The organism is Xanthomonas hydrangeae, assembly GCF_032697525.1.
Taxonomy (GTDB): domain Bacteria; phylum Pseudomonadota; class Gammaproteobacteria; order Xanthomonadales; family Xanthomonadaceae; genus Xanthomonas; species Xanthomonas hydrangeae.
Genome location: NZ_CP103836.1, coordinates 4,817,510 through 4,843,599, shown reverse-complemented (window position 1 = coordinate 4,843,599; position 26,090 = coordinate 4,817,510). Strand labels below are relative to the sequence as shown.

At 64.0% G+C, this 26,090-nt stretch carries 24 protein-coding genes; 16 read left to right on the top strand and 8 right to left on the bottom strand.

Features of this window, described 5'->3' with window-relative positions; all coding sequences use genetic code 11:
- Window positions 1-24 precede the first annotated feature (24 nt).
- From folD to guaA, 3 genes are all read left to right on the top strand, one after another.
- On the top strand, window positions 25-909 hold the full coding sequence (gene folD, locus NYR97_RS20435) for a bifunctional methylenetetrahydrofolate dehydrogenase/methenyltetrahydrofolate cyclohydrolase FolD (protein WP_316695478.1): 885 nt from the start codon (window positions 25-27) through the stop codon (window positions 907-909).
- A 92-nt stretch (window positions 910-1,001) separates the two neighbouring features.
- Window positions 1,002-2,459, top strand: coding sequence for an IMP dehydrogenase (gene guaB, locus NYR97_RS20430; protein ID WP_205394607.1), 1,458 nt, complete (start codon window positions 1,002-1,004; stop codon window positions 2,457-2,459).
- 126 nt (window positions 2,460-2,585) lie between these two features.
- Complete coding sequence (gene guaA / locus NYR97_RS20425; protein WP_316695476.1) at window positions 2,586-4,151, top strand: glutamine-hydrolyzing GMP synthase; 1,566 nt, start codon at window positions 2,586-2,588, stop codon at window positions 4,149-4,151.
- 264 nt (window positions 4,152-4,415) lie between these two features.
- Here guaA and NYR97_RS20420 read toward each other — a convergent pair whose 3' ends face one another.
- The 4 genes from NYR97_RS20420 to NYR97_RS20405 all read right to left on the bottom strand — a co-directional run bounded on the left by NYR97_RS20420 (window position 4,416) and on the right by NYR97_RS20405 (window position 9,289).
- On the bottom strand, window positions 4,416-5,042 hold the full coding sequence (locus tag NYR97_RS20420; RefSeq protein ID WP_316695475.1) for a DUF8082 domain-containing protein: 627 nt from the start codon (window positions 5,040-5,042) through the stop codon (window positions 4,416-4,418).
- A gap of 44 nt (window positions 5,043-5,086) precedes the next feature.
- Window positions 5,087-6,214: a Cache 3/Cache 2 fusion domain-containing protein gene (locus NYR97_RS20415; RefSeq protein ID WP_316695473.1), complete on the bottom strand. Its 1,128-nt coding sequence runs from the start codon at window positions 6,212-6,214 to the stop codon at window positions 5,087-5,089.
- Between the two features lie 384 nt (window positions 6,215-6,598).
- Window positions 6,599-7,423, bottom strand: a complete 825-nt coding sequence (locus NYR97_RS20410; protein WP_316698398.1) for an alpha/beta fold hydrolase — start codon at window positions 7,421-7,423, stop codon at window positions 6,599-6,601.
- A 519-nt stretch (window positions 7,424-7,942) separates the two neighbouring features.
- Window positions 7,943-9,289 (bottom strand): Nramp family divalent metal transporter, encoded by a 1,347-nt coding sequence (locus NYR97_RS20405; RefSeq protein WP_205394612.1) that lies wholly within the window; start codon window positions 9,287-9,289, stop codon window positions 7,943-7,945.
- A 145-nt stretch (window positions 9,290-9,434) separates the two neighbouring features.
- On the opposite strand from NYR97_RS20405, the gene mntR reads away from it, so the two are divergent.
- The 3 genes from mntR to orn all read left to right on the top strand — a co-directional run bounded on the left by mntR (window position 9,435) and on the right by orn (window position 11,069).
- Window positions 9,435-9,902, top strand: coding sequence for a manganese-binding transcriptional regulator MntR (gene mntR, locus NYR97_RS20400; RefSeq protein WP_043909134.1), 468 nt, complete (start codon window positions 9,435-9,437; stop codon window positions 9,900-9,902).
- Entirely contained in the window at window positions 9,899-10,414 is a 516-nt protein-coding gene (gene tadA / locus NYR97_RS20395) for a tRNA adenosine(34) deaminase TadA (RefSeq protein WP_425613012.1), read from the top strand. Before mntR ends, tadA begins: the two co-directional genes overlap by 4 nt.
- 70 nt (window positions 10,415-10,484) lie before the next feature.
- Window positions 10,485-11,069, top strand: a complete 585-nt coding sequence (gene orn, locus NYR97_RS20390) for an oligoribonuclease (RefSeq protein ID WP_316695472.1) — start codon at window positions 10,485-10,487, stop codon at window positions 11,067-11,069.
- 192 nt (window positions 11,070-11,261) lie between these two features.
- On the opposite strand, the gene NYR97_RS20385 is transcribed toward orn, so the two are convergent.
- Window positions 11,262-12,251 carry a mechanosensitive ion channel family protein gene (locus NYR97_RS20385; protein WP_316695470.1) on the bottom strand — a complete coding sequence of 330 codons (990 nt, stop codon included), beginning with the start codon at window positions 12,249-12,251 and terminating at the stop codon, window positions 11,262-11,264.
- Entirely contained in the window at window positions 12,251-14,629 is a 2,379-nt protein-coding gene (gene ppsA, locus NYR97_RS20380; protein WP_255085371.1) for a phosphoenolpyruvate synthase, read from the bottom strand. Before ppsA ends, NYR97_RS20385 begins: the two co-directional genes overlap by 1 nt.
- 142 nt (window positions 14,630-14,771) lie before the next feature.
- Between ppsA and ppsR the strand changes: the two genes are divergently transcribed.
- The 3 genes from ppsR (at window position 14,772) to NYR97_RS20365 (ending at window position 16,889) form a co-directional block, all read left to right on the top strand.
- Window positions 14,772-15,593: a posphoenolpyruvate synthetase regulatory kinase/phosphorylase PpsR gene (gene ppsR / locus NYR97_RS20375; protein ID WP_043889794.1), complete on the top strand. Its 822-nt coding sequence runs from the start codon at window positions 14,772-14,774 to the stop codon at window positions 15,591-15,593.
- Between the two features lie 205 nt (window positions 15,594-15,798).
- Window positions 15,799-16,302, top strand: a complete 504-nt coding sequence (locus NYR97_RS20370; protein ID WP_168957677.1) for a DUF1249 domain-containing protein — start codon at window positions 15,799-15,801, stop codon at window positions 16,300-16,302.
- Between the two features lie 98 nt (window positions 16,303-16,400).
- Window positions 16,401-16,889 (top strand): NUDIX hydrolase, encoded by a 489-nt coding sequence (locus NYR97_RS20365; RefSeq protein ID WP_316695469.1) that lies wholly within the window; start codon window positions 16,401-16,403, stop codon window positions 16,887-16,889.
- Between the two features lie 192 nt (window positions 16,890-17,081).
- On the opposite strand, the gene NYR97_RS20360 is transcribed toward NYR97_RS20365, so the two are convergent.
- The gene (locus NYR97_RS20360) at window positions 17,082-17,840 is read right to left on the bottom strand and encodes a 3-hydroxybutyrate dehydrogenase (RefSeq protein ID WP_316695468.1); all 759 of its coding nucleotides are present in this window, start codon (window positions 17,838-17,840) and stop codon (window positions 17,082-17,084) included.
- A 133-nt stretch (window positions 17,841-17,973) separates the two neighbouring features.
- Here NYR97_RS20360 and NYR97_RS20355 point away from each other — a divergent pair, with 133 nt between their 5' ends.
- From NYR97_RS20355 to NYR97_RS20335, 5 genes are all read left to right on the top strand, one after another.
- A complete protein-coding gene (locus NYR97_RS20355; protein WP_043909139.1) occupies window positions 17,974-18,588 on the top strand; it encodes a CDP-alcohol phosphatidyltransferase family protein in 615 nt (204 codons plus the stop codon).
- Between the two features lie 55 nt (window positions 18,589-18,643).
- On the top strand, window positions 18,644-19,813 hold the full coding sequence (phaE, locus tag NYR97_RS20350) for a class III poly(R)-hydroxyalkanoic acid synthase subunit PhaE (RefSeq protein ID WP_316695464.1): 1,170 nt from the start codon (window positions 18,644-18,646) through the stop codon (window positions 19,811-19,813).
- Window positions 19,810-20,886 (top strand): class III poly(R)-hydroxyalkanoic acid synthase subunit PhaC, encoded by a 1,077-nt coding sequence (locus tag NYR97_RS20345; protein WP_115040110.1) that lies wholly within the window; start codon window positions 19,810-19,812, stop codon window positions 20,884-20,886. Before phaE ends, NYR97_RS20345 begins: the two co-directional genes overlap by 4 nt.
- A gap of 113 nt (window positions 20,887-20,999) precedes the next feature.
- The gene (locus tag NYR97_RS20340) at window positions 21,000-21,200 is read left to right on the top strand and encodes a PspC domain-containing protein (RefSeq protein ID WP_006450932.1); all 201 of its coding nucleotides are present in this window, start codon (window positions 21,000-21,002) and stop codon (window positions 21,198-21,200) included.
- Window positions 21,197-21,685 (top strand): hypothetical protein, encoded by a 489-nt coding sequence (locus tag NYR97_RS20335; RefSeq protein ID WP_210763370.1) that lies wholly within the window; start codon window positions 21,197-21,199, stop codon window positions 21,683-21,685. Before NYR97_RS20340 ends, NYR97_RS20335 begins: the two co-directional genes overlap by 4 nt.
- Here NYR97_RS20335 and NYR97_RS20330 read toward each other — a convergent pair.
- A complete protein-coding gene (locus NYR97_RS20330; protein ID WP_316695462.1) occupies window positions 21,643-22,854 on the bottom strand; it encodes an NAD(P)/FAD-dependent oxidoreductase in 1,212 nt (403 codons plus the stop codon). The two genes, NYR97_RS20335 and NYR97_RS20330, sit on opposite strands and share 43 nt — an antisense overlap.
- 193 nt (window positions 22,855-23,047) lie before the next feature.
- Here NYR97_RS20330 and NYR97_RS20325 point away from each other — a divergent pair, with 193 nt between their 5' ends.
- Both NYR97_RS20325 and NYR97_RS20320 read left to right on the top strand, forming a co-directional pair.
- The gene (locus NYR97_RS20325; protein WP_006450935.1) at window positions 23,048-23,275 is read left to right on the top strand and encodes a hypothetical protein; all 228 of its coding nucleotides are present in this window, start codon (window positions 23,048-23,050) and stop codon (window positions 23,273-23,275) included.
- Between the two features lie 102 nt (window positions 23,276-23,377).
- A complete protein-coding gene (locus NYR97_RS20320; RefSeq protein WP_316695461.1) occupies window positions 23,378-25,744 on the top strand; it encodes a Tex family protein in 2,367 nt (788 codons plus the stop codon).
- The last annotated feature ends 346 nt before the right edge of the window (window positions 25,745-26,090 follow it).

Genomic DNA, 26,090 nt, shown 5'->3' with positions numbered 1-26,090 from the left:
CTTCGACTCTACACCTGACGCCCCATGACCGTTTCCGCGCCAGCTGCCTCTGCTCCGGCCCGCCTTCTCGATGGCCGCCGCATTGCCGAGGACCTGCTCGACGGATTGAAGCTGCGGGTCGACGCGCGTGTATCGGCGGGCAAGGCGCGTCCCGGGCTGGCCGTAGTGCTGGTCGGCGGCGATCCGGCCTCCTCGGTGTATGTGCGCAACAAGCGCCGCGCGGCGGAGAAGGTCGGCATCGAGGCGTTCGACTACGACTTGCCGCATGGCACCAGCGAGGCCGAGTTGGCGAGGTTGATCGACCAGCTCAACGCCGATCCCAAGATCCACGGCATCCTGATCCAGCTGCCGCTGCCGGGCATCCCCGATGCCAATCGCCTGATCCAGCGCATCGACCCGCGCAAGGACGTGGATGGATTCCACCCGCAGAATGTCGGGCACCTGGCGCTGCGCGAATTCGGCCTGCGCCCGTGCACGCCGCGCGGCATCGTGACCTTGCTCGGGCATACCGATCAGCCGGTGCGCGGGCGCAATGCGACCATTGTCGGTGTAAGTAATCATGTCGGCCGGCCGATGGGTCTGGAACTGCTGATCGCCGGTTGCACGGTCACCAGCTGCCACAAGTTCACCCCGCCCGAGGTGCTGGAAGCCAGCGTGCGCAACGCCGACATCCTGGTGGTGGCGGTAGGCCGCCCGGGTTTGATTCCGGGCGAATGGGTCAAGCCGGGCGCGGTGGTGATCGATGTGGGCATCAATCGCCTGGAAGACGGGCGTCTGGTTGGCGATGTCGGTTTCGACGCCGCCGTGCAGCGTGCGGCCTGGATCACGCCGGTGCCGGGTGGAGTAGGGCCGATGACGGTCGCCACGTTGATGCAGAACACGCTGGAAGCGGCCGACGCGGCTGGCTGAGGCGCCCGTGTAACGCAGCATTGCGGCTGCGTTGTGTCTTCGTGAAGGCTTTCAGGGTAAAATGCCGCGCTTCCCCAAACTCGGGTCCGCCGATGCTCCGCATCCAGGCTGAAGCTCTCACCTACGACGACGTTTCGCTCGTCCCCGCTCATTCGATCGTCCTGCCCAAGGATGTCAGCCTGGAAACCCGGCTGACCCGCGATCTGCGCCTGAAACTGCCGATCCTCTCGGCCGCGATGGACACAGTGACCGAACACCGCCTGGCGGTGGCCATGGCCCAGCTGGGCGGCATCGGCATCATCCACAAGAACCTGACGCCTGCGCAGCAGGCCGGCGAAGTGGCGCGGGTCAAGAAGTTCGAATCCGGCGTGATCACCGAGCCGTTCACGGTCAGCCCGGATACCACGATCGGTGAAGTGATTGCGCTGACCCGCGCGCGCAACATCTCCGGCGTGCCGGTGGTGGATGGCAGCGAACTGGTCGGCATCGTCACCAGCCGCGACATGCGCTTCGAGAAGAAGCTCGACGATCCGGTCCGCCACATCATGACCAAGAAGGATCGCCTGATCACCGTGCGCGAAGGTGCCAGCGATGAGCAAGTGCTGGAGCTGCTGCATCGCAACCGCATTGAAAAGATCCTGGTGGTCAACGACAGCTTCGAGTTGCGCGGCCTGATCACGGTCAAGGACATCCAGAAGAAGACCGACAACCCTAATGCTGCCAAAGACGCTGCCAAGCGCTTGCTGGTAGGCGCGGCGGTGGGCGTGGGCGGCGATACCGAGCAGCGCATCGAACTGCTTGCCGCAGCGGGCGTGGACGTGGTGATCGTGGATACCGCGCATGGCCATTCGCAGGGCGTGATCGATCGCGTGGCCTGGGTCAAGAAGACCTATCCGCAGCTGCAGGTGATCGGCGGCAACATCGTCACCGGCGATGCCGCGCTGGCGTTGATGGATGCCGGCGCCGATGCGGTCAAGGTCGGCGTGGGTCCGGGCTCGATCTGCACCACGCGCGTGGTCGCCGGTGTCGGCGTGCCGCAGATCACCGCGGTGGACATGGTCGCCGAGGCGCTGCAGGACCGTATTCCGCTGATCGCCGATGGCGGCATCCGCTATTCCGGCGACATCGGCAAGGCGCTGGTCGCCGGTGCGTCCACGGTGATGGTCGGCGGCCTGCTGGCCGGTACCGAAGAGGCGCCGGGCGAGGTCGAGTTGTTCCAGGGCCGCAGTTATAAGAGCTACCGCGGCATGGGCAGCCTGGGCGCGATGGAGAAGGGGTCCAAGGACCGCTATTTCCAGGACGCCAGCGACGCCGACAAGCTGGTCCCGGAAGGCATCGAAGGCCGCGTGCCGTATCGCGGCCCGGTCGGCGGCATCATCCATCAACTGATCGGCGGCCTGCGCGCGACCATGGGCTATGTCGGCTGCGCCACTGTCGAAGAGATGCGCACCAAGCCCAAGTTCGTCAAGATCACCGGCGCCGGTCAACGCGAAAGCCATGTCCATGACGTGCAGATCACGAAAGAGCCGCCGAACTATCGCGCTGGGTAAGCCAGCGCGCGGGAGTGGGGATTCGGCATTCGGGATTCGCAAGAGCCTACCGCGTCCTCATCCGGCAGCGGTTGTGGCTAGCGTTTTTGCGAATCTCCAATCCCAACTCCCCAATCCCGGCCCTCGATGACCAACATCCATACCGACAAGATCCTCATCCTCGATTTCGGCGCGCAGTACACCCAGCTGATCGCGCGGCGCATTCGCGAAATCGGTGTGTACTGCGAGATCTGGGCCTGGGATCATGATCCGTCCGAGATTGCCGGATTCGGCGCCAAGGGCATCATTCTCTCCGGTGGTCCCGAGTCGACCACGTTGCCGGGTGCGCCGGTCGCGCCGCAGGAAGTGTTCGACAGCGGCTTGCCGGTGTTCGGTATCTGCTACGGCATGCAGACGCTGGCGGCGCAGCTGGGCGGTGCCACCGAGGCGGCCGACCAGCGCGAATTCGGTCATGCCGAGGTCGATGTGGTGGCGGCCGATGCCTTGTTCGCAGGCTTGACCGATCATGCAGGTTCGTCGCGTTTGAACGTATGGATGAGCCACGGCGACCATGTGTCGCAGGTGCCGCCGGGCTTCACCGTCACGGCGGTAACCGACCGCATCCCGGTGGCGGCGATGTCCAATGAGGACAAGCGCTGGTACGGCGTGCAGTTCCACCCGGAAGTGACCCATACGTTGCAGGGCCAGACCTTGCTGCGGCGCTTCGTGGTCGATGTCTGCGGCTGCCAGACGCTGTGGACGGCGGCCAACATCATCGACGACCAGATCGCGCGCGTGCGTGCGCAGGTCGGCGACGACGAAGTGATTCTGGGTTTGTCCGGCGGTGTGGATTCATCGGTGGTCGCCGCATTGCTGCACAAGGCGATCGGCGACAAGCTGACCTGCGTGTTCGTCGATACCGGCCTGCTGCGCTGGCAGGAAGGCGACCAGGTGATGGCGATGTTCGCCGAGCACATGGGCGTCAAGGTGATCCGCGTCAACGCGGCCGACCGCTATTTCGCCAAGCTCGAAGGCGTCAGCGATCCGGAAGCCAAGCGCAAGATCATCGGCAACCTGTTCGTGGATATCTTCGACGAAGAATCCAACAAGCTGGCCAATGCCAAGTGGTTGGCGCAGGGCACGATCTATCCGGACGTGATCGAGTCTGCCGGCAGCAAGACCGGCAAGGCGCACGTGATCAAGAGTCACCACAACGTCGGTGGCCTGCCCGAGCACATGAAGCTGGGCCTGGTCGAGCCGTTGCGCGAATTGTTCAAGGACGAAGTGCGCCGCCTCGGCGTCGAACTCGGCCTGCCGCGCACGATGGTGTATCGCCATCCGTTCCCGGGCCCAGGCCTGGGCGTGCGCATCCTGGGCGAAGTGAAGCGCGAGTACGCCGAGCTGCTGGCCAAGGCCGATGCGATCTTCATCGACGAACTTCGCAAGGCCGATCTGTACGACAAGACCAGCCAGGCGTTCGCGGTGTTCCTGCCGGTGAAATCGGTGGGTGTGGTCGGCGATGCACGCGCCTACGAATGGGTGATCGCGCTGCGCGCGGTGGAAACCATCGACTTCATGACCGCGCACTGGGCGCACCTGCCGTACGACTTCCTCGGCACGGTGTCCAACCGCATCATCAACGAGCTGCGCGGCGTCTCGCGCGTGGTCTACGACATCTCCGGCAAGCCGCCTGCGACGATCGAGTGGGAGTGAGTTGAACGACAACGGCGCCGAAAGGCGCCGTTGTCGTTGTGTTCCTGCGCTTTGGGGATGGGACGTTCTGCTCGTTGCGATGTGTCACTGCATGAGCCAATTGCAGGCTAGTTGTCATGCATGTCGCAGACGTTGTTATCCAAGGCAGGCGCTAATCCAAACACGCGTCCAGCGTGCTGCCAGGTCGTACGGGAGTGGACCGCGGTGTCATAGAAAAAAACCGCGCAATGCGCGGCTTGATTCTGGATCTACTAAAGGTACCCGTCAGCGCAGCCTGGCCAGCGCCACGCGCGCGTCGGCCATGAACTTCTGCGTTTCCTGCGGGGTGGAGAGGTTGGCCCCAAGCTGATTGAGCACTTGCTCGATGTCGCTCGATGCCTCCCAGGCTTCGTCGCAGAGCATGCCGGCGATCGGGCCGAGGTAGTTCAACGCGATTTTTTCCAATGCATCGCGGACGCGCTCGTCGGGTGCGGAGCCAGCGCCTGCGGATGCCGGTGCTGTGCTCGGTGCGGCGACCGGCGTTGCTGCGGCCGGTGCCGGAGCCGCTGCAACGGCTGCCCGCGGCGGTGCCGGCGCCCCGCCCAGATCCTGCTCGAAACCCCCCATCAACCACTGGCGCGAGTCGTCGCTCAGCAGCGAGGGCTTGCCCATGCCGGCGCCGGGGTCGGTCTGAAAACGGGCCTTTGCCGCGTTGACCATGGTGAGGCGTTGCACCGCCTCGTCGTTGCGCAGCATGCGGAACACCACTTCTTCGATCTGCCCGGCATTGAGGCGGACGATGCAGGAGTGGTTTTCCTCGGTGACGATGAACAGAAAGCCGGACGCCTTCTTCAATGCCAGCGCCTTGAGCTCGCGCAGGATCTCGATCAGCGGACGGAATTCAGTGGACATGGCGTCTTCCTTGCATCATCTGGTACGGAGTGGGTGCGCGCGGCTCAGCGTTTGCTGAGGCGCTCCATGGCCAACCGGACACTGTTGGACAGGCGGGAGATGGCGCGCGCCAGGGTGCCGATTTCATCCTTGAGGTTGACCTCGTCGATGGTGTGGTTCCACTTGCCCAGGCTCAGCTCTTCGGCCACGGTGGTCAGGTGCTGGATCGGGCGCAGCACGCGGTTCCAGATCAATGCCCATTGCAGGCCCAGCAGCAACGCGCACACCAGCAGGCCGATGCCGGCGATCCACAACGACTGACGCACGATCACGCCATTGACGTCGCTCTTGGGGTAGGCCGAGACCAGGGTGAAGCCCCAATCGGGCACTTCCTGCTTGGTGACGACCCAGTCGTTGGGCGTTTCCTTGACGATCCGCTCGATGGTGGCGGTGTCGGTGGTGGCACCGGTGGTGGACTGGAAGCGCAGCTTGTTCTTGCTGTCGAAGATGGCGATGAAGCCGGAATCGAGCACGCGGCGGCTGCTGACCACGTTTTCCAGCGCCTGGGTGTCGGCCTTGTAGCCGACGTACCAGGCACCGATCACGCGCTTGTCGTTGCCGGCGAAGATCGGCTCGTAGCCGGTGACGTACGGGTTGCCGAGGATGTCGACCACGCCGTAGAAACTTTCGCCGTTGCGCAGCTTGGCGGCGGCCTGGCCGTTGGGATCGAGCACGGTACCGATGGCGCGGCTGCCGTCGTCCTTCTTGACGTTGGTGGAGATGCGCACGAAGTCTTCGCCGGTCCGCGAGAACAGCGTGGCGGTGCCTTCGTGGATGGCGGTCACATCGTCGAGCATGCCGAACTCATTGGCCTGCGACTTCTGGCCCAGCAGCAGGTCGTTGGCAGTGCGATCGGCAACGCGGACCTCCGCGCCGACGCTTGCGGCGCCGTGTGCGTTGGCTTCCTTGCGCAGCTGGCGCATGGAGGAATTGACGCGATCGAGCATCATGGCGCGGGTGACCGAGAACAGGGTCTGCAAGGACATCGACTGGCGCTCGATCGCGTCGCCGGTCTCGAACTTGACCCGGTTCGCTTCGGTAATGGCCAAGATGACCGTCAGTGCCACCACCACGACCAGCACCAAGGCCAGCACCGGCAACAGCAGGCGCACCCGCAAAGAGTGACGAAGCATCGCAATTCCCCTGAACGCGTTTAGTGATTGGATCGAGTGCCGCCGCAGCCCCCCGGCGGCGGTCGGACCTAGCCGTTATCGGCTGTCGCACACGATGCTGAAGCGGCCCCCTTGCCGCTCGGCGGTGCATACCATAGCGCAAGCCGGTCGATTTGACAGGGCGGCAGGCGCGTTGCGTGGCCCTGCGTTCAAGAATGGTCGACCTCGTTGCAAAGTCGAGGACAAGGTGGGGGAGAACGCAGTCGGGCGTTGATGGCTAACGTCGCCGCGGATATCGGCCGATCGCCGCCGACTGACGTAAAGCAGCCCACGCAGGTGATGGAGCGACACAAACAAAAGGCCGACTCGTTCGAGCCGGCCCATGTCTGTTGCAGCGTGCGCCGATCAGGCCTTGGCAAATTCCAGCAGATCCTGGTTGAACTGGTCGGCATGGGTGACCGGCAGACCATGCGGCGCACCGGCATAGATCTTCAGTTCGGCATTCTTGATGATCTTGGCCGACAACTTGCCGGACGCATCGATCGGCACGATCTGGTCGTCGTCCCCATGCACCACCAGCGCCGGCACATCGATCTTCTTCAGGTCGGCGGTGTAGTCGACCTCGGAGAATTCCTTGATGCAGTCGTACTGGCCCTTGTGGCCGCCCAGCATGCCCTGCAGCCAGAATGCATCGCGCATGCCCTGGGTGACCTTGTTGCCGTCACGGTTGGCGCCGAAGAACGGCGTGGTCAGATCCTGATAAAACTGCGAACGGTCCTTGGCCACGCCTTCGCGAATGCCGTCGAACACGCTCAGCGGCAGGCCGCCCGGATTGGTCGGGCTCTTGACCATCTGCGGCGGCACCGCGCCGACCAGCACCACCTTGGCCACACGCTTGCTGCCATGGCGGCCCACGTAATGCGCCACTTCGCCACCGCCGGTGGAATGCCCGACCAGGATCGCGTCTTTCAGATCCAGCTTTTTGATCACCGCAGCCAGATCGTCGGCGTAGGTGTCCATGTCGTTGCCGTCCCAGGTCTGGGTCGAACGACCGTGGCTGCGACGATCGTGCGCAATCACACGAAAGCCGTGTTGGCCCATGAACAGCATCTGCGCATCCCAGGCATCGGCGCTGAGCGGCCAGCCGTGCGAGAACACGACCGGTTGGCCCTTGCCCCAATCCTTGTAGAAAATGTTGGCGCCGTCGGGGCGGGTGACGAAATTGGACATCGGGTTGACTCCGTTGTTGGTCGGGTAGGGCAGTGTGGAGGGAGGTGCGCGCACGGCTGCGGCGGCACTGGCGAGAGCGGGCAGGGACAACGCTGCCACGGCGGACGTGCTTGAGATGAGAAAGCTGCGGCCTCCGGCGTCGGCCGGAGTGGGCTCGAACGGATGCATAAACACTCCTGTGGGCGAGGGCATGCATCCCGGGCGTCGCGTGACAGCGTGAAGCGTCATGGCCGTCTCTGCGAAGCGCGGCGCGAATGCAGCGCAGGCCGTGGACACACCGGTGCATCCACTCAGTAGACCCGCGCGAGCAGCAAGCAGATTGCACACGCGTGCGCATTGTCGCCGTGGTGCTGGCTGACTGTGATCTGGTCGATCAAAGCAAGTGGCGGCTGCGAGACACGTTGGTCAAGCAGACTCAATCGTGCGGCAAGAGCGTGCATCGTGCAGACAATCGCGCACGCGCTTCGAATGGATGGGGAGAGTCGATGATGCTCACTCAGCCCCAACCGATATCGCCGGTCACTGCAGCGCGGTATCCCACAACAACTTGATGTTCAAACAGACGATCACCGCCGCGATCACCCAGGCGATGCGCACCAGCCACGCCGGCGCCACCAGCGTGCCCATCAATTGACGATCCGACACGAAGCGCACCAGCGGAATCACCGCAAACGGCAGCTGCATGGATAACACCACCTGGCTGAGCACCAGCAGCCGCGCAGTGCCGGCTTCGCCGTATAGCCAGGTCACGATCACCACCGGCACGATCGCGATGCCGCGGGTCAGCAGGCGGCGCAGCCACGGTGGTAGCCGCAGTTGCAAGAATCCTTCCATCACGATCTGACCGGCCAGCGTTGCAGTCACCGTGGAGTTCACGCCTGAAGCGAGCAACGCAATCGCAAACAGGGTCGAAGCCAGGCCCACGCCCAGCATCGGCGCCAGCAGCGCATGTGCCTGTTCGATCTCCTGCACATCGGTGCGGCCCTGTGCATGAAACACCGCCGCTGCCAGAATCAGGATCGAGGCATTGATGAACAACGCGAACATCAAGGCCACGGTGCTGTCGGTCACCGCCCAGCGCAACGCCGACTTGCGCCCCACATCGGTGCGCGGATACGCACGCGTCTGCACGATCGACGAATGCAGATACAGGTTATGCGGCATCACCGTCGCACCGATGATGCCGATCGCCAGATACAAGGCCTTTGGGTCGGTGATCACTTGCGCACGCGGAATGAAGCCGCCCAATACGGCCGCGATCGGCGGTGCAGCCAGCGCGATCTGGATGCCGAAGCACACGAAGATGATCAGCAGCAACGCCATCACGAACGCTTCCAGCGCGCGAAAACCGCGGTTCATCAGCAGCAACACCAACACCACATCGACCGCGGTGATGATCGCGCCCATGGTCAGCGGGATGCCGAACAACAGCTTCAACGCGATGGCGGTGCCGATCACTTCGGCCAGGTCGCAGGCGATGATCGCCAGCTCGCACAATCCCCACAGCGCCAGGTTCACCCCGCGCGGGTAACGTGCCCGGCAGGCCTGGGCCAGATCCAGCCCTGTCGCGATGCCCAGCCGTGCCGACAAACTCTGCAACACGATCGCCATCACGTTGGACAGCAGGATCACCGACAGCAGCAGGTAGCCGAACTGCGAGCCGCCGGCCAGATCGGTGGCCCAGTTGCCCGGGTCCATGTAGCCCACCGACACCATGTAGCCCGGCCCCAGAAACGCCAGCAAGCGGAACCACCAATGACCGCCCTTGGGCACGGCGACGCTGGCGTGGTGATCGCCAAGACCACCATTGGCGGAATGCGCTGCGGGGGAGGGCGGATGAGTGGGCGAGAGAGTATCGGCGGACATGCGAGACGGCGTCGGCGAAGGATCGGACCGATGATATAGCAACTGCTATGCTATTGAGCATTGGCAATCTAAATCGTAATGATCGGCGGCGTGCTTCACACTACGCACACCGGCACTGGCGCCGGACGCGATGATGAGGAAGAGGGTGGGCAAGAGCGAAAAGCAGGAAGCCGCCGCGCCGGTGCTGATCGATGCGCAGGTGCATATGGAAAGCTTCCGTCAGGTGCGCGAAGCGCGCCGCGCAGAGTTGGTCGAGGACTATGTGGAACTGATTTCCGATCTGCTGGTCGACGGTGGCGAAGCGCGCCAGGTCGATATCGCCGCGCGCCTGGGCGTGGCCCAGCCGACCGTGGCCAAGATGCTCAAGCGGCTGGTGCGCGATGGCTGGGTGGTGCAGCGCCCGTACCGCGGCGTGTTCCTGACCCCGGCCGGCGAGGCGCTGGCCGCGTCCAGCCGGCAGCGCCACCAGATCGTCGAACGCTTCCTGCTGGCCTTGGGCATCGACGAGGCCACCGCGCGCCGCGACGCCGAAGGCATCGAGCATCATGTCAGCGAAGCCACCGTGGCCGCGTTCGCCGCGTTCCTGGATCGCCAGGGCGGCAGCGCCGCGTGAGCACATCGGTGGAGACGCCCCTTGACGCGGCGCAGGCGCTGATCGACCGGCAATGGATGGAGCGCGCCCTGCAGTTGGCCGCGCGTGCCGAGCGCGACTATGACGAGATCCCGGTGGGCGCGTTGCTGATCGATGCCGATGGCAACGTGCTGGGCGAAGGCTGGAACTTCAATATCGCCAGCCACGACCCTACTGCGCATGCCGAGATCATGGCCATGCGTGAGGCCGGCCGCCGGTTGGCCAATCACCGTCTGATCGGCTGCACGGTGTACGTCACCCTGGAGCCCTGCGCGATGTGCGCGATGGCGATGATCCATGCGCGTATCGCGCGGGTGGTGTTCGCCGCCAGCGACCCCAAGACCGGCGCCTGCGGCAGCGTGTTCGACCTGTTGGCCGACCCGCGTCACAATCATCGCGTGCAGGTCAGCGGCGGGGTGCTTGCTGCAGAAGCAAGTCTGCGGCTGACCAATTACTTCAGGGCCAAGCGTGGCAAGCCGCCCCTCGCGCCCTGAGCGGCGCGGCCGCGGTATGATGCGCGCCCTTCAGCATCTGGCCGGCGACGGCCCTCCACAGGACGGCGACATGGCAGACAACCTTGCGGGCAACGACCGACTGATCTGGATCGATCTGGAAATGACCGGGCTGGATACCGATCGCGATTCCATCATCGAGATCGCCACCATCGTCACCGATGCGCAGTTGAACGTGCTTGCCGAGGGGCCGGAACTGGCCATCGCCCATCCGCTGGAAACACTCGAAGCGATGGACGAATGGAACCGTAATCAGCACCGTCGTTCGGGCCTGTGGCAACGCGTGCTCGACAGCCAGGTCAGCCATGCGCAAGCCGAAGCGCAGACCGTGGCATTTCTGGGCGAGTGGATCCGCGCCGGCGCCTCGCCGATGTGCGGCAACTCGATCTGCCAGGATCGCCGCTTCCTGCACCGGCAGATGTCGCGCCTGGAGCGCTACTTCCACTACCGCAACCTCGATGTGTCCACCATCAAGGAGCTGGCACGGCGCTGGGCGCCGACGGTGGCCAATGGGTTTGCCAAGAGTTCGGCGCATACCGCGCTGAGCGACGTGCGCGATTCGATTGATGAGCTACGCCACTATCGCCAGTTCATGGGCGTGTTGGGTGGTGCCAACCAGGGTGGCGCGCAGGGATAAGGGCGGCACTGGTTCGCGGCACGCCGACGGCGTGCTGCGACTGGTGTGCAGCGAACGTTGCAAGTTGGAAATTGCGTATCTTCAGACTCATCCGTTCGATGCAGCAGGCGCCAGAGACGCCACACAACAAAAAGGCCGCATCACTGGATGCGGCCTTTTGCATGACAGATTGCTTTACACGCGAAAACGCACTCAACGCGCCAACGACGGCCCCTTGCTCAAATCGCCATCGTCGGCGATACCTTTCAGCAACAGATCCGAGATCGGCTTGCCGTCGGCATCGTGGTGATACACATGCAGGTCGCGCTGCGGGTACGGGATATTGAGCCCGTTTTCCAGCAGTTGATTGCGGATCTGCTCCAGCGTGGCGCTCTTGGCCGCACCGAAGTTGCCGTTGGTCGCATACGCAAACAACATCAGATCCACCGTGCTCTCGCCCAGGTTGGTCACCTGCACGAACGGTGCGGGCGAATCCAGCAGGTTCGGATTCTCCTTGGCGATCTGCAGCAACAACTGTTGGGCTTTTTTCAGATCGTCGCCGTAGCCCACGCCCACGGTCACTTCCAGGCGACGGTTGGGCAGGGTGCTGTAGTTGACGATCGGCGAGGTGGTGATCGTGCTGTTGGGCAGGGTGATCATGCGTTCGTCGAACGAGCGCAGCCGGGTCTGGAAGATCCGGATCTCGTCCACGATGCCTTCCTGGCCGGCGATCACGACGTGGTCGCCATCGCGCATCGGTCGCAGCACGATCAGCATCACGCCCGCGGCGATGTTGGACAGCGAATCCTTCAACGCCAAGCCGACCGCCAGACCAGCCGCACCCAGCACCGCAATCAGCGAGGTCGGCGGCACGCCGATCTTGCTCAACGCGCTCACGAACACCAGCACCAGCAACAACGCATACAGCACGTTGCGCAGGAAGTTGGTCAGCGTGATCTCGATGCGCGCGCGGGTCAGCGCGCGATGCAGCCACTGGCTGAGCTGCTTGGCCAGCCACATGCCGACCACCACGATCAGCAGCGCCAACCCCCAGTTGAGCGCGTACTGCGCCCACGGGATGGTGGCCCAATCGAATGCCCGCTCCGAGGCCGCTGCCGGTCTTGCAGCAGCGGCTCCTGCGGTTGCCGCCGGTTTTGCGGCGACTGCTCCCGCAGTCGCCAGTACCGCACCCAACATTCCCATCAGCTCTCGCTCTTCAACTTGGCCAGACGCAACCAGGTGTCGACCACGGTGTCAGGATTCAGCGACACCGACTCGATGCCTTCCTGCATCAGCCACTCGGCCAGTTCCGGGTGATCCGACGGCCCCTGGCCGCAGATACCGACGTACTTGCCCTTGGCGCGCGCGGACTTGATCGCCATCGACAGCAGCTTCTTGACCGCCGGATTCCGCTCGTCGAACAGATGCGCCACGATCGACGAGTCACGGTCCAGGCCCAGGGTCAGCTGGGTCAGATCGTTGGAGCCGATCGAGAAGCCGTCGAAGATCTCCAGGAACTCATCGGCCAGCAGCGCGTTGGACGGCAGCTCGCACATCATGATGATCTTCAGGCCGTTCTCGCCCTTCTTCAGGCCGTTCTGCTCCAGCACCTCGATCACCTTGCGGCCTTCTTCCAGCGTGCGCACGAACGGGATCATCACCCAGAGGTTGTCCAGGCCCATCTCGTTGCGCACCTTCAGCACCGCCTTGCACTCCAGCGCGAACGCCTTGGTGAAGGATGGGTCGACATAACGGCTGGCGCCGCGGAAGCCGATCATCGGGTTTTCTTCATGCGGCTCGTAACGCGAACCGCCGATCAGGTTGGCGTACTCGTTGGACTTGAAGTCCGACAACCGCACGATCACCGTGTTCGGCGCCACCGAGGCGGTCAGTGTGGCGATGCCCTCGGCCAGGCGGTTGATGTAGAAGCTCACCGGATCGCCGTAACCGGCGGTCTTGGCGTCGATCTTCTTGCGGACGTCGGCGTCCTGCTTGTCGTATTCCAGCAGCGCATTGGGATGGATGCCGATATGCGCGGCGATGATCATTTCAAGACGCGCCAGACCGATGCCGGCGTTGGGCAGCTGACCGAAGTCGAACGCACGTTCCGGGTTGGCCACGTTCATCATGATCTTGAGCGGGGCAGGCGGCATGTTGCCCAGATCGGTGGTGGTGCGCTCGAACGGCAGCAGGCCGTCGTAGATGAAGCCGGTATCGCCTTCGGCGCAGCTGACCGTGACTTCCTGGCCATCGCTGATCATGTCGGTGGCATTGCCCGAGCCGACCACGGCCGGCACGCCGAGCTCGCGCGCGATGATCGCCGCATGGCAGGTGCGGCCGCCGCGGTTGGTGACGATCGCCGAGGCGCGCTTCATCACCGGCTCCCAATCGGGATCGGTCATGTCGGCAATCAAGACGTCGCCGGCCTGCACGCGATTCATGTCGTCCAGCGAGCGCACCACGCGTGCCACGCCGCTGCCGATCTTGGCACCGACCGCACGGCCTTCGACCAGGATCTTGGCGTCCTTGGCATCCAGCGAAAAACGCTCGATCTGGGTGGCGTGACTGCGCGACTTCACCGTCTCAGGGCGCGCCTGCACGATGAACAGCTTGCCGCTCACGCCGTCCTTGGCCCACTCGATATCCATCGGGCGGCCGTAATGCTTTTCGATCACCAGCGCCTGCTTGGAGAGCTCCTGCACATCTTCATCGCTGATCGAGAAGGTGTTGCGCAGTTCCACCGGCGTGTCCTCGGTGCGCACACGCTCACCGGGCACATCCGAATACACCATGCGGATCGCCTTGCTGCCGAGCGAGCGACGCAGGATCGCCGGCTTGCCTGCATTGAGCGTGGGCTTGTAGACATAGAACTCGTCCGGGTTGACCGCGCCTTGCACGACCATCTCGCCCAGGCCGAAGCTGGAGGTGACGAACACCACATCGCGAAAGCCCGATTCGGTGTCCAGCGTGAACAGCACGCCGGCCGCACCCACGCCCGAGCGCACCATCAACTGCACGCCGGCCGAGAGAAACACGTCTTCGTGCTTGAAGCCGTGATGCACGCGATAGGCAATCGCGCGGTCGTTATAGAGGCTGGCGAACACTTCCTTGACCTTGTGCACCACATCGTCGGCGCCGGTCACGTTGAGGAAGGTTTCCTGCTGACCGGCGAACGAGGCGTCCGGTAGATCTTCGGCCGTTGCCGACGAACGCACTGCCACCGCCACTTCGCCGCCGCCGTTTTCGGCGCACAGCTGTTCGTAGGCGGTGCGGATGTCGCGGTCCAGTTCTGGCTGCAGCGGCGCATCGATCACCCAGCCGCGGATCTCCTTGCCGGCGATGGTGAGCGCAGTGACATCTTCCACGTCCAGCGTGGCCAGCTTGTCGAAGATGCGCTTGGACAGATCGTTGTGGGCGATGAAGTCCTTGAAAGCTTCCGCAGTGGTCGCATATCCACCGGGAACCGAAACGCCAAGCCCGGCCAGGTTGCCAATCATCTCGCCAAGCGAGGAATTTTTACCGCCTACGCGGGCCAGATCGACCAGGCGTAGCTCATGCAACCACAGGATATTCTCGTTCAAGCGCGATGCTCCGTAAGGCCATCGCCCGAGCGGGCTGGATGGCCGCGACCGTAGGAAGAAGCCGCTATGATGCAGTGCACAGCGGAATCTGCACAAGCATGAACCCGTAAGTTTTGAACACCAGTTCAAAGAGGTGGCCTTGATGTCAACAATTCGACCGGTGTTCTACGTCTCCGATGGAACCGGTATCACCGCTGAAACGATTGGGCATAGCCTGCTCACCCAGTTCAGTGGATTCAACTTCGTCACCGACCGCATGTCGTTCATTGACGATGCAGAAAAAGCGCGCGATGCCGCGCTACGCATTCGTGCGGCAGGCGAGCGGTACCAGGTGCGCCCGGTGGTGGTCAATTCGTGCGTCGACCCACAATTGAGCATGATCCTGGCCGAAAGCGGCGCGTTGATGCTGGATGTGTTCGCGCCCTTCATCGAGCCGCTGGAGCGCGAGCTCAATGCGCCACGGCACTCGCTGGTGGGCCGCGCGCACGGCATGGTGGACTTCGAGACCTATCACCGCCGCATCAATGCGATGAACTTTGCGTTGAGCCACGACGACGGCATCGCGCTCAATTACGACGAAGCCGATGTGATCCTGGTCGCAGTGTCGCGCGCGGGCAAGACGCCCACCTGCATCTATCTGGCATTGCATTACGGCATCCGCGCCGCCAACTATCCGTTGACCGAAGAAGATCTGGAAAACGAACGTTTGCCGCCGCGCTTGCGCAACTACCGCAGCAAGCTGTTCGGTCTGACCATCGACCCGGAGCGGCTGCAGCAGATCCGTCAGGAGCGCCGCGCCAATTCGCGCTACAGCGCGGCGGAGACCTGCCGGCGTGAAGTCGCCACCGCAGAGCGCATGTTCCAGATGGAGCGGATTCCCACCTTGAGCACCACCAATACCTCGATCGAGGAAATCTCCAGCAAGGTATTGTCCACGCTGGGGCTGCAGCGCGAGATGTTTTGAGGCCGGGATTGGTGGGGCGGGATTCGGGATTGGGCAGGCAGGCGGCGCGTTCACACACAATCCGGGTGCTGCCGCGACGCGGCTGACGGCTTGCTGCCAAGCCAAGCGAAATCAAGCGGGCGGGACAGTGCTCGGATAAAGTAGGCCTGCCGATGGGCAGTGGTCAATGCTGCCCGTGCGGCAGCGCAGCGTGTAGGATCGGTTTATGGCGCAAGCACTGAGCAAACTCGAACGCATCCCCAAGTTGAGCCGATTTGGCTGGCTGATGGGCTTGTACGCAGAAAACTTCCAGCACCTGACCCGGCTGTTCGCGCCGGCCGACCTCGCTCCCGGCTCCTATGTGTCTTCGATTGGCGATGGGCTGAACCTGCGTCTGGACGTGATCGAGTGCCACCGCTACACGGTGGAGCTACGGCTGACCTACGACCTGTGCGACCCGGTGACCGGCGAACCCGATCCCTCTGCTTATGTGCGGCTGTACCGCGACGCCCGCCAGGCCGAGACCACGCATTGCTATGTCGGCCGCCGCTGGCAGGATGTGATGGGCATGTTCCCGCCGCCGGCCGAGCTGATCAGCCATCGCATGCGCATGAATACGTTCCTGGGCAAGTGGCTGGACTATCTGGCCGAGCGCGGCCACGGCGTCGCCACGCTGCGCCGGGATCACGATTACGTTGCACCGCCGCGCGCCGGTTCGCAGATCGGTTGAGCGGGCGCGTCGCTGCCGTGCCAGTTCGTTGTGGACGACGCGTCCGCTGTTGATGGCGCATCGGTCATACTGATGTGCTTCGCGTCAGATCGCATGCCATGCCCTATACCCCTATCGTCGCCACACTTGGCTACCTGTTGTCGCCGGACGGCAGCCAGGTCCTGATGATCCACCGCAATGCCCGCCCCGGCGATCAGCACCTGGGCAAGTACAACGGGCTCGGCGGCAAGGTGGAACCGCACGAAGACGTGCTGGCCGGCATGCGCCGCGAGATCCGCGAAGAAGCGGGCGTGGAATGCGGCCAGATGCAATTGCGCGGCACCATCAGTTGGCCCGGCTTCGGCAAGCACGGCGAAGACTGGCTGGGCTTTGTCTTCCTGATCCATGGCTTCGAAGGCGAGCCGCAGGCCTCGAACCCTGAAGGCACGCTGGAGTGGGTGGCGCTCGATCGCATGGAGCAGCTGCCGATGTGGGAAGGCGACCGCAATTTCCTGCCGCTGGTGTTCGACGGCGACCCGCGTCCGTTCCATGGCGTGATGCCGTATCGCGACGGGCGCATGCAATCGTGGACGTACTCGCGCATCTGAGCGCGTAATGCCATTAGCGAGCGCAAGCGGGAGCTTTCACCCCATATCAAGGCTGCGTTGAACCCAGCTGTCGCACCGAGCACTTCTCCACATCCGCTGTGGATGAAACCTGCGCAAGTCTGTGGACAACTGTGCACGTGCCTTGCGGCGCAAGGCTGTCAAGTCGACTGGTGAAACTTTCGCCAGCTGCGATTACTGCGCCGTCCAGCCGCCATCGATGGCGATCGACTGGCCGGTGATGTTGCGCGCGGCATGCGACATCAGGAACGCGACCGTGCCGGCCAGTTCGTCGTACGCGATGAAGGCGCCCTTGGGCATCGGCTTGAGCATCACATCGCGGATCACCGCATCCTCGGCGATGCCGCGCGTGCGTGCCTGGTCGGCAATCTGGCGCTCCACCAACGGCGTGCGCACATAGCTCGGGCACAACGTGTTGACGGTGATGTCGCAATCGGCCGTCTCCAGCGCGATGACCTTGGCCAGCCCGACCAGGCCATGCTTGGCCGCGACATAGGCACTTTTGTACGGGCTGGCCACCAACGCGTGGATGCTGCCGATGTTGACGATGCGCCCGTAGCCAGCTTCACGCATACCGGGCAACACTGCACGGCTGAGCCGTGCGGCGCCGGTCAACATCACCTCCACCAGCAACGCCCAGCGCTGCATCGGGAAGTCTTCCAGCGCGGACACGTGCTGCAGGCCGGCGTTGTTGATCAGCACCTGCGGTGTGCGCGATGCGCTGGCCAGCGCACGCACAACGCCATCTTCATCAGTCACGTCCAGCGCCAGCGCTTCGGCCGAACCGCCGGCGTCGCGCAGAGTGCGCGCAGTGCGCTCGGCGGCCGCCAGGTCCATATCGCTGACGATCAGATGGTGGCCAGCGGCAGCCAGCTCGGTGGCGATGCCGGCGCCAATGCCGCTGCCTGCGCCGGTGATCAGGATGCTGCGCATCGGGTGTCCTTCTCGGGAATCGTGCGCGGCCAGGGCGGCAACGCTGGCCGTCAGACTAGCCGAGTCCCGCGAAACGGTCGCCTGCGTGGCGCGCGCGCGTTACCCTTTGCGCCTCGATCACCTCAGGCTGCGCATGAAACGCCATTTCTCGATGCTGCGCGATTTCCAACTCGCGGACTGGTTCACCCTGGCCAACGCCTTCTGCGGCACCGGTGCGGTGTTTGCCTCGATGCGCTTCCTGCAGGAAGGCCATCGCGGCGACCTGCTGCTGGGCATGGCGCTGATTCCGCTGGCGTTCGTGTTCGATGCGCTGGACGGGCACGTGGCGCGTTGGCGCAAGGCATCCTCGACGCTGGGGCGCGAGCTGGATTCGCTGGCCGATGTGATCTCCTTCGGCGTGGCGCCGGCGGCGCTGGGCTATGCCTGCGGCATGCGCGGCGGCTGGGACTGGCTGGTGCTGAGCTATTTCGTCTGCTGCGGCGTGAGCCGGTTGGCGCGTTACAACGTGACCGCCGAAGAAATCGCAGGCGAGGCCGACAAGGTGCCTTATTTCGAAGGCACGCCGATTCCCAGCAGCCTGCTGCTGGTGATCCTGCTCGCCATCGCTGCCAGCAGTGGGCATATCGGTCAGAGCCTGTGGTGGGGCCAGTGGCAGCTCGGGCCGTGGCAGCTGCATCCGTTGGTGCTGTTGTTTGCGGTCTCCGGCTCGCTGATGATCAGCAAGACGCTGCGTATTCCCAAACCCTGACCGGCACGCCGGGACACACGCGGTAGGATGGCCCGGTGAACAGGCACAGGAAGCAATGATGGCAAGCAGCGGTTCGGACAATGGCAACGAAGACAAGGCGCGCCAGTACTGGAACGCCTGGGCAGATGCCATGCGCCACGGCCAGTCCGGCTCCGCTGCGCCGCCGGGCGCGGTTCCAGGCATTGGGCCGGGCACGGACGCACCGCAGGACTGGCGCAAGGCGATGGACTGGTGGTCGCAGTTGTTGCCCACCCAGGCCGCACCGCAGGCGCAGGAGGCGATCGACCGCTTCCGCAATCAGGCCGGCGACTGGTTCGGCACCATGCAACAGGTGGCCGCGCAGTTTGCAGGGCGTGATACCTCGGCCAACGAAGTCTCCGATGCCTGGCGACAGGCCGTGCAAGGGCAGGGCGAGCAACTGATGCAGTGGACGCTGGGCTCGTTGCGCGGCGGAAGCCCGGGCGGCTTCGATCCGTGGCTGCAGCAGGCAGCGCAAAGCCTGGAAAAGTGGCAGCAGGAAAACGCGCCCTGGCTGCAGATGCCGGCATTCGGCTTGAACCGCAATCATCAAGCACGCCTGCAGACGCTGGCACGCGCGCAGCAGGACTATCAGGCGCAATCGCAGGCCTATGGCGAACAACTCAAGTCGGCCATCGAGCAGGCGTTCGGGCGGTTCACCTCCAAGCTGGGCGAGCATGAAAGCAGTGGCAGCCAGCTGACCAGTGCGCGCGCCTTGTTCGATCTGTGGATCGAAGCGGCCGAAGAGTCGTACGCCGACATTGCGTTGTCCGACCGGTTCCGAGAGGTGTACGGCGGCTTTGCCAACGCGCATATGCGCCTGCGGGCCGCGCTGCAGGAAGAAGTGGAGCAACTGAGCGAACGCTTCGGCATGCCGACCCGGTCGGAGATGGATGCCGCCCATCGCCGTATCGCCGAGCTGGAGCGCGCGGTGCGACGGATGCTGCGCACTGCAGCGAGCCCAGCGAGCAAACCTGCTGCAGCGCCGGCAGCAGATCCGGTAGCATCGGCCACGGCCAAGCGTGCGTCGTCGTCCAAGGCGAGCGCAGTGTCCGAATCAGCGGCTGCAGCGAGCGCCGTCAAAAAGACTGCAGCTAAAAAGTCTCCGGCCAAGCAAGCGACTGCTTCGAAACCGGTCTCCAGGCCAGCCACTGGCAAGCCCGCCGGCAAGCCGCCCGCACGCAGGCCACGTGGAGCGCAGGCATGAAAGGCCCGTTGGGATTCAGCGCCGAAGACCTGATGCAGGAAACCCTGTCGATGCAGCGCAAACTGCGCGAGGGGCTCAAGCTGCTGCCCGGCGTGGAAGACGTGGATTACGGCGTCACCGAGCGCGAAGAAATCTGGCGCGACGGCAAGGTGGTGCTGTATCGCTTTGTCGGCGAACAGGCGCCGGTGGCCAAGACGCCGCTGTTGATCGTCTACGCACTGGTCAATCGCCCATACATGGTAGACCTGCAAGCCGACCGCTCGCTGGTCAAGGGCCTGTTGAGTCATGGCCAGGACGTCTACGTGCTGGACTGGGGCTACCCGGACCGTTCCGAGCGTTACCTCACGCTCGAGGATTATCTGCTGCGCTACATCGACGGCGCGGTAGACCATTTGCGTGCGCAATCAGGTTTGGAAGCGGTCGATGTGCTCGGCATCTGCCAGGGCGGCACGTTCTCGCTGTGCTACGCCGCCTTGCAACGTCCCAAGGTGCGCAACCTGATCACCATGGTCACGCCGGTGGATTTCCACACCCCCGACAACATGCTCTCCAACTGGGCGCGCATGGTCGATGTGGACCTGTTCGTCGACACGATGGGCAACGTGCCGGCGGATCTGATGAACGCCAGTTACCTGATGCTCAAGCCGTTCCGGCTGAATCTGCAGAAGTATGTCGGCTTGCTCGACATCCTCGACGACAAGCAGGCGCTGGAAGATTTCCTGCGCATGGAAAAGTGGATCTTCGATTCGCCCGACCTGGCCGGCGAAGCCTTCCGCGAGTTCGTCAAGCTGTTCTATCAGCGCAATGGGCTGGTGACGGGGCAGGTGAGCATCGGCGGGCAGGCGGTCGATCTGCAGGCCGTCGACATGCCGGTGCTGAACATCTACGCCGAACACGATCACCTGGTGCCACCCGATGCCTCGCGCGCGCTGCGTGGCCTGGTCGGCAGCGACGATTACAGCGAGCTGAGTTTTCGCGGCGGGCATATCGGTATCTACGTCTCCGGACGTGCGCAGCGCGAAGTGCCGGTGGCGATCCATCGCTGGCTGCAGGAGCGTGGCGGCAACGCCTGATGCGGCGCGACGGCGTGATCCAGACGTCTGCCATCAAGCACGCCGCCGTCGCCATCACCACACGCTGTCGCCGGTCTTTTTAGACTACACGCAACGTTTGCAGGAGCCTTGCCATGTCCACCAGCACCACGCTGTCCCGTTCTCTCAACGATCGCATGATCGCCGGCGTTGTCGGCGGCATCGCGCGCCGGCTCGGCTGGAGTTCTACGTTGCTGCGCGTGTTGTTCGTGATCGTGTCGATCGCTTCTGCCGCATTCCCGGGCATCCTGGTCTATCTGATCCTGTGGCTGCTGATCCCCAATCAGGCCGATTGACGTCCGCCCCGCGCGGGTGGCCCGCAGTGCAGGTGTTGGGCGCGTTGTGGACGCTGCCCAACACTTTGCTTGGTGTGGCGATCGGTGCGGTGGGCAGCTGTTTCGGCGCACGCCCGCACTGGTCCAGCCATGAGCTTGCACTGGTCTTCCACGCCTGGCCGTGGGGGCCGGGCGGGGCGATGACCTTGGGCAACGTGATCCTGTTGAAAGGTGCCTCGCTCGACCTGCAATGCAGCACCTATGCGCATGCCGCCGGCCGCTGCCGGCATCCGCCGGTGCGGCTGGGCGATCACGAACGCGCGCATGTCTACCAATACATGTTGCTCGGGCCGCTGTTCTTGCCGGTGTACTTCCTGTGCGGCGGCATCCACGTGCGCAACCCGCTGGAGCGGGCTGCCGACACCTATGCGATGCATGGCCACGGTTGGTGGCCGTGGTGGTTTCACTCCAGTCGCGAGAAACCGAACAGCTCTGACAACGGATGATGCTTGCCTTCCAGTTGCGCGCGCAGTAACCCGGCACCGATGGCGCTGTAGGTGATGCCGTTGCCGCCGTAAGCCATGGCGAAGGATACGCGCGGCCCGTATTGCGCGTGGGCGCCGAAGAACGGCAACCCGTCCGCGGTTTCGGCGAAGGTGCCGCCCCAGGCAAACACCGGGCGCAAGCTCACATCCGGCATCGTCTGCTGGATCTTCTTCAGCAGGGTCTTCAGCTTGCGCATGACGCGCGCATCGCGACGTGCGGGGAGATCGACGTTGTCGTCTTCGCCACCTGCCACCACGCGCCCATCCGGCGTGCTGCGCAAGTACAGATACGGACGCGCGGTTTCCCACATCATGGTGTGCTTGAGCGCACCCATCTCTCTGTCGTGCAAGGGGTCGGTCACGAATGCGTAGCTGCTGCGATTGCGCGCCACGCGTTGCGTTAGCCACTGCTGATTGCCATAACCGGCAGCCATGATCACGTGGCGCGCGCGCAGGCTGACACCGTCCTGGGTGCGCAATGCGACATGCTGGGCGTACGTGTCGATCGTGGCGATGGCGCTGCGGTCGTAGATGCGCGCACCGTACTGCTCGCACTCGGCGAACAGGCGATAGCACAGCCGGTACGGGTCGACGCTGGCGGCCAGGCGGCTGAGGAGCGCGCCCTCCGAGCGTACGCCGTAGTTGTGCCATAGCGGCGCGCGCTCGATCCACTCCACCGGCAAGGCATGCGCCTGGCGTGCCTCCAGCTCGCTGCGTAACTCCTTCACATCGCGTGCCCGGCTCGCGTAATACAGGCTGTCCTGGCGGGTGAAGTCGCAGCCGCCCAGCGTATTGCACAGGCCCTGCAGGTCGAGGATGGCTTGCGCACACGCGCCGTAAGCGAGCGCGGCTGCCGGCATGCCGTGTTGCCTGGCCAACTCGATCATCGGCGTGTCGATTTCGTATTGCAGCAAGGCGGTGCTGGCCGAGGTGCTGCCCCAGCCGATCTCGCGTTGTTCGACCACCGCCACGTCGTGCCCGTGCTTGAGCAGTTCGTGCGCGATCAGGGCTGCGGTGACGCCGCCACCGACGATGGCGACCTCGCAGTGGGCGTCTTGTTCCAGGCGCGGATAGGCGCGCATCAATCCGTTGCGGATCGACCAGAACGGGTAGCCACTTTTGAGGTCCATGCGGTGTCGTCAGAGAGCCGGCGGTCTGCAATTTGACGGCCAAGCGGGGTGAAGCGATCGTGCAGATCGAGCAGACCTGCGGCCGTCACCAAACCGCAAACAGCCGGCGTTAACGTGCGTGGAAAGCTCCTCACGGCACGGTCGTTATGCTCGCGCCACTAACGTAGTCACAGTTGTTAACGAGGGTGTAGGTATGTCGATCGTTTTGTACGTCGGTGGCAGCAAAGATGGCGACAAAGGCGTTGTGCCTTATGGGTTCAGTAAGTCTCGTGCGATGACCGATGCCGGCCCGGAGGTCTATGTCGAGCGCATGGTGCCGCTGAAAGACGTCGGCAAGATCCGTGTGATGGCGCTCGAATCGCTGCACGAAAGCATTCTGGTCGAGCGCGCAGCCACCCATTACGCGCGCCGCGTCAGCTGAGCGCGTCGGCATAGGTTTACGGGTGCCCTGTCAACGGGTTCCCGCGGCGGGCCAGCACTGCGAAAATGCTTTTTTCAGTGAAGCGGTTCTTACCGCGCCGTCATGATCGATAGTCAGCTTGCCCAGCAGATCGCTCGCACCATCGCCGATGAGATCGGTGCCCAACCCGCTCAGGCGCGCGCCGCCATCGCCCTTCTCGACGAAGGCGCCAGCGTTCCGTTCATCGCCCGCTACCGCAAGGAAGTCACCGGCGGTCTGGACGACACCCAACTACGTAATCTGGAAACGCGCCTGACCTATCTGCGCGAGCTGGAAGAGCGCCGCGCAGCGATCCTGTCCAGCATCGGCGAGCAGGGCAAGCTCAGCGACGAATTGCGTGACGAGATCGGCGCGGCCGACACCAAATCGCGGCTGGAAGATCTGTACCTGCCGTACAAGCCCAAGCGCCGTACCCGCGCGCAGATCGCGCGCGAAGCCGGTCTGGAGCCGCTGGCCGATGGGTTGCTGGCCGATCCGAGCCAGGCGCCGGAAGTGGCCGCCGCGCCGTTCATCGATGCAGAGAAGGGCGTTGCCGACATCAAGGCGGCGCTGGAAGGTGCGCGCGCCATCCTGATGGAGCGCTGGGGCGAAGATGCCGCCTTGGTCGGCGAGCTGCGCAGCTGGTTGAACGACAACGGCGTGATCCGCGCGCGCGTGGCCGAGGGCAAGGAAGAGGCCGGTGCCAAATACCGCGATTACTTCGACCATGTCGAATCATTGGCAAAGATTCCCTCGCACCGCTTGCTGGCGTTGTTCCGCGCGCGTCGCGAGGAATTTCTGTATCTGGATCTGGACCCGGGCAACGACGCCGAAGCCGGTCACCATTACGCCGAAGGCCGGGTGGCACTCAGCGCGGGCGTGTCTAATCAGGCCCGCCCGGCCGACCGCTGGCTGCTGGACGCCTGCCGGCTGACCTGGCGCGCCAAGCTGCACATGCATCTGCTGCTGGACCTGTTCAACCAGGCGCGCGAAAAGGCCGAGGCCGAGGCGATCGCGGTGTTCGGCGACAACCTCAAGGACCTGATGCTGGCCGCGCCGGCCGGCCCGCGCGTGGTGCTGGGGCTCGACCCGGGCATCCGCACCGGCTGCAAGATCGCCGTGGTCGATGCCACCGGCAAGCTGGTGGCCACCGAGACGATCTATCCGCATGAGCCCAAGCGGCAGTGGGATCAGTCGCTGCAGACGATCAAGCAGCTGTGCCTGCAGCACAACGTGGAACTGATCGCGATCGGCAACGGCACCGCCAGCCGCGAGACCGACAAGCTGGCCGGTGAAGCGATCGCGCTGTGCGGCGCGGCCAGACTGCAGAAGGTGGTGGTCAGCGAAGCCGGTGCGTCGGTGTATTCGGCGTCAGAATTTGCGGCCAAGGAATTTCCGAATCTGGATGTATCGCTGCGCGGCGCGGTGTCGATCGCGCGGCGTCTGCAGGATCCGTTGGCCGAGTTGGTCAAGATCGAACCCAAGGCGATCGGCGTGGGCCAGTACCAGCACGACGTGGATCAATATCGTCTGGCCAAGGCGTTGGAAGCGCGTGTGGAAGACTGCGTCAACGCGGTCGGCGTGTACGTCAACACCGCCTCGGCGGCGTTGCTGTCGCGGGTGTCGGGGCTGTCGAGCACGGTGGCGGAAAACATCGTGCGCCATCGCGACGACAATGGTCCGTTCAAGCGCCGCAAGGACTTGCTCAAAGTGCCGCGCCTGGGCGACAAGACCTTCGAGCAGTGCGCCGGTTTCCTGCGCATCGCCGATGGCGACGAGCCGCTGGACGTGTCGGCGGTGCATCCGGAAGCCTATCCGGTGGTGGAGCGCATCGTCGGCAGCACCGGCAAGCCGATCAAGGCGTTGCTGGGCGATGGCAGCTTTTTGCGTGGACTCAAGCCTGAGTTGTTCACAGACGAACAATTCGGTGTACCGACCGTGCGCGACATCCTCAAGGAGCTGGAAAAACCCGGCCGCGATCCGCGCCCCGAGTTCAAGGCCGCGCAGTTTGCCGAAGGCATCGAGGACATCAAGCATCTCAAGCCCGGCATGGTGCTGGAAGGCGTGGTCAGCAATGTCGCTGCATTCGGCGCCTTCGTCGATATCGGCGTGCACCAGGATGGTCTGGTACATATCTCGGCGTTGTCGGACACCTTCGTCAAGGATCCGCGCGATGTGGTCAAGGCCGGCGACATCGTCAAGGTCAAGGTGTTGGAAGTGGACGTGGCGCGCAAGCGCATCGCGCTGACCTGCCGCCTGTCCGACACGCCGCCGCCGGCCGATGCAGCAGCCCAATCACGCGATCAACGCGGCAATGGCGGCCCAGGGCAGGGCCGGCGCGATGGCGGTGGTGGGCGAGGCCCTGGGCAGGGCAACAACAAGCCGCGCATCACTGCACCGCCGGCCGACAACGCGCTGGCAGCTGCGTTTGCACGAGCAAAGCGCACTTGAGTGATGTTGCCAGGCTGCTGGTTTGGGGGCGTTGTACCTTGCGGTTAGATCAACTGTGCGGATAGATCAGTTGTAGAGCCGCTGATCTGCAGCTTGGATGCAGGGCCCTTGCCCGCTCACCATTGCGGGACACGCCGCAAGTACGTCCATGTAGGCTCTTCTGCGGCATCCATGCCGCATAAGGTCCCGCAACGGTGAGCGGGCAAGGACCAGTCAGGATGGTCGGTGTTCACGGTTGCGAGCAAGTACATAGTGCATGACGTTTCAACTCGCTAGCTTTCATCTAGTGCTGTGAACTGCACAAGCAAGCCAATGTAACCCGTGAGATGGCGCGATTTTTAAACCA